The organism is Bifidobacterium sp. POST2/T3 (B1), assembly GCF_058197115.1.
Map to the genome: position 1 here is coordinate 1 of NZ_JBVPQK010000298.1, position 3,274 is coordinate 3,274.

At 61.8% G+C, this 3,274-nt stretch carries 3 protein-coding genes; all 3 read right to left on the reverse strand.

Annotated elements, in window-relative coordinates:
- Positions 1-773 (reverse strand): beta-galactosidase (locus AC0AP0_RS10750; protein WP_490430457.1); only part of this gene is annotated, 773 nt, incomplete at its 3' end.
- A gap of 110 nt (positions 774-883) precedes the next feature.
- A complete protein-coding gene (locus AC0AP0_RS10755) occupies positions 884-1,636 on the reverse strand; it encodes a pseudouridine synthase (protein WP_490430458.1) in 753 nt (250 codons plus the stop codon).
- Positions 1,637-1,645: 9 nt separating this feature from the next.
- The coding region (gene glmS / locus AC0AP0_RS10760) for a glutamine--fructose-6-phosphate transaminase (isomerizing) (protein WP_490430459.1) at positions 1,646-3,274 on the reverse strand (1,629 nt) is incomplete at its 5' end.

Sequence of the window (3,274 nt, forward strand, 5' to 3'; positions counted from 1 at the left end):
ATATCCGGGGTGATCTCAGCCAGGGTGTCACGCTCGGCCATGTAGAAATCCTTGAGGGCGTCGGAGCTGAACCGCTCAAAGTCCAGCATGCGTCCCGGATTCTGGAAATTCCCTTTGCCGATGAAACGCGGTGGCAGAATCTGCGAGAAATCACTCAGCTTCTGTGACCAGAAATCCGTGCCCCAGGCCTGGTTGACGGCGTCGATGTCCTTGTAGCGGCGGCGGCACCACCGCTGGAAGGCCCTCATGGCATCGTCGGAATAGTCAAAGCGATTGTGGCAACCATACTCATTGCCCACATGCCAGGCCACCAGATAGGGGTTGTCCCGGTAGTGCTCGGCCATGGCCCGGCAGAGCTTCAAAGCGTAGGAGCGGAAGATCGGCGAGGTGGGCCGCCAGTGCTGCCGGGCACCGGGCCAAACCGTGTCGCCACGCTCGTCCCTGAGCAGGACTTCGGGATGGGCCTGGGTCAGCCACAACGGTGGCGAGGCCGTGGCCGAGGCCAGGTTGACCCCGATGCCCGCCCGACCGAGCTTGTCGATGATCCGGTCCAACCAATCGAAGTCGAAAACACCCTCGCTGGGCTCAATGCGCGACCAAGAGAAGACCGCCAGGGCCACCACGTTGACCCCTGCCTTGGTCATCAGCCTGATGTCCTCATCCCAAACATCCTCGGGCCACTGGTCGGGGTTGTAGTCACAGCCGTACCAGAGGGACTGCTGACCCTTGAGATGCTTGGGCCATCGATAGGCCCGCCGTGTCGGTTTGCTCATGGGTAGAACCTCCTGGTCCGTCTCAATTTTCGGACGGGGATGTCTGCCGCGTCCACGTCGTCCCACGGCTCCGGGATCCCCAGACCATTATGTCCCACCAGGCTGACTGTTCAGGCCTCTCCCTGAGGTTCCAAGGGAACGGAGGAGGTGAAGATGCGCTTAACCCCGGTGAATGGGTCGGTGAATTCCAGGCGACGAGCCACCAATTGCAGTGGCCGGGAGAAGTCGTCATAGGACCGGGTCTGAATTCTGGGGTAAAGATCGTCGCCCACTATGGGCAGGCCTAGGGCGTTCATGTGCACGCGAAGCTGATGGGTCTTACCTGTCTGCGGGTAGAGCGTGTAGGTGGCAAGACATCCCTGGCCCGCTGTCAGCTCGACCCTGGTAATGGCATTGACAGGTCCGCGTTCCTCCCAGGCCTGGAGAATCCCTCGGCGTTTGATCACCCTGGAGCGGCGCTCTAGCGGGAAGACCCTGGGCGGATCCAGGTGTTGCACTGTACCGGTCCGCGGATGAAGTATGGGTCGTACCGGCGCCAGGCACTGGTAGACCTTGCGCACGCGATGCTCCTGGAAGAGCATCTGATAGGCCCGTCTGGCAGCCGGATCGCGCACCAGGACCAGCACACCTGCGGTGGCTCTGTCCAGCCTGTGGGCAGGTACGATGTCGGGCTCCCCGTACTGCTGGCGCATTCGAATCAGCACGGTACCCTCGTACCACATCCCCCTAGGCATGGTAGCTAGGAAGTGGGGCTTGTCGACCACAATGATGCGGCGATCTTCGTAAATGACTTTAGGCTCAAAAGGGATCTGCGGCTCCTCCAGAACGATCCGATGCCCCCGCTCCTCGGACCCGACGACCATGGACAGCCTCTATTCCACAGTGACCGACTTGGCCAGGTTGCGGGGCTTGTCCACATCCAGGCCCTTGAGCCGGGCCATGTCCAGAGCGAACAACTGCAGGGGAACCACATCCACCAGAGGGCTGAGCAGGGTCGGGCATGGCGGACGCCAAAAGACCACATCAGCATAGCGGTCGGCATCCGGATCGCCCTCCTCGGCTACGACGATGGTGAAGGCACCGCGTGCCTTGACCTCCTCGATGGCCGAGATAACCTTGTCGTGCAGCACATTGCGGCCCCGGGCGCTGGGGACGATGACCACCACAGGCTCCCCCGGCTCCACCAGGGCGATGGGCCCGTGCTTGAGCTCGCCGGCGGCGAACCCCTCGGTGAAGATGTAGGCGATCTCTTTGAGCTTGAGCGCCCCCTCCAGGGCTACCGGATAACCCACATGCCGCCCCAGGAAAAGGAAGGAACGGGCCTTGGACATGCGCTGAGCCGTCTGGTTGATGACATCGGCCTGACTGTCCAGCACCTTCTGGATCTTGGCAGGCATGGCCTTGAGATTGTCGATGGTCTGGTGAATCTCGTCTCGATACATGGTTCCCTTGACCTGGGCCAGGTAGAGCCCAAGCAGGTAGGCCGCCACAATCTGAGCCAGGAAAGCCTTGGTGGAGGCCACAGCCACCTCAGGACCGGCGTGCGTGTAAAGCACAGCATCGGACTCCCTGGGGATGGTGGACCCCTGTGTGTTGCAGATGGCCAGAACCCGGGAGCCCTGCTCGCGTGCATGCCGAAGCGCCATCAGCGTGTCCATGGTCTCCCCGGACTGAGAAATGGCCACGACCAAGGTGCGCGGGGTCAGAATGGGATCACGGTAGCGGAACTCATGGGCCAGTTCGACCTCCACCGGAATGCGAACCCAGTGCTCGATGGCGTACTTGGCCACCAGCCCTGCGTAGGAGGCCGTTCCACAGGCTACAACTATGATCTTGTCGATCTGGCGGAAGACATCTTCGTCGATGTGGACCTCATCCAGGTCCAGGTCGCCCGACTCGTCGTACCGGCCCAGCAGTGTGTTGGAGACCGCCGCCGGATCCTCGTGGATCTCCTTGTCCATGAAGGAGTCCCACCCGCCCTTTTCGGCGGCCGATGCATCCCAGTCGATGGTATAGCGACGGGGGTGCTCCACCGGGTGTCCTTGGAAGTCGGTGACCAAGACCTGGTCCGCGCTTATGCAGACAGCCTGGTCCTGCCCCAACTCCATAGCCTGACGGGTATAGGCCACGAATGCCGCTACATCGGAGCCCAGGTAGTTCTCTCCGTCCCCAAGACCGACCACCAGCGGTGAATCGTGTCGGATGCCCACCACCAGATCGGGCTGCCGCGAATCCACAGCCAGGATGGTAAAAGCCCCTTTGAGCATGCGGGCCAGCCGCCTGATGGCCTCGAAGATGTCGGGCTGGCCAGTGGCATCGATAATCTCCTGGGCGATCTTGCCTAGAAGCTTGGCAGCCACCTCGGTGTCCGTGGAGGACACGAAAGTATAACCTTCGGTCTCCAAGTCCAGCCGCAGCCTGGAGGCGTTCTCGATGATCCCGTTGTGGATCAGTGCGACCTTGCCGTCACGGCTGATGTGGGGATGGGCGTTGACGTCAGT

What these genes read in the sequence shown, in the direction of transcription:
- AC0AP0_RS10755 (WP_490430458.1), bottom strand. Translation starts at nt 1,636, where the DNA reads ATGGTCGTCGGGTCCGAGGAGCGGGGGCATCGGATCGTTCTGGAGGAG.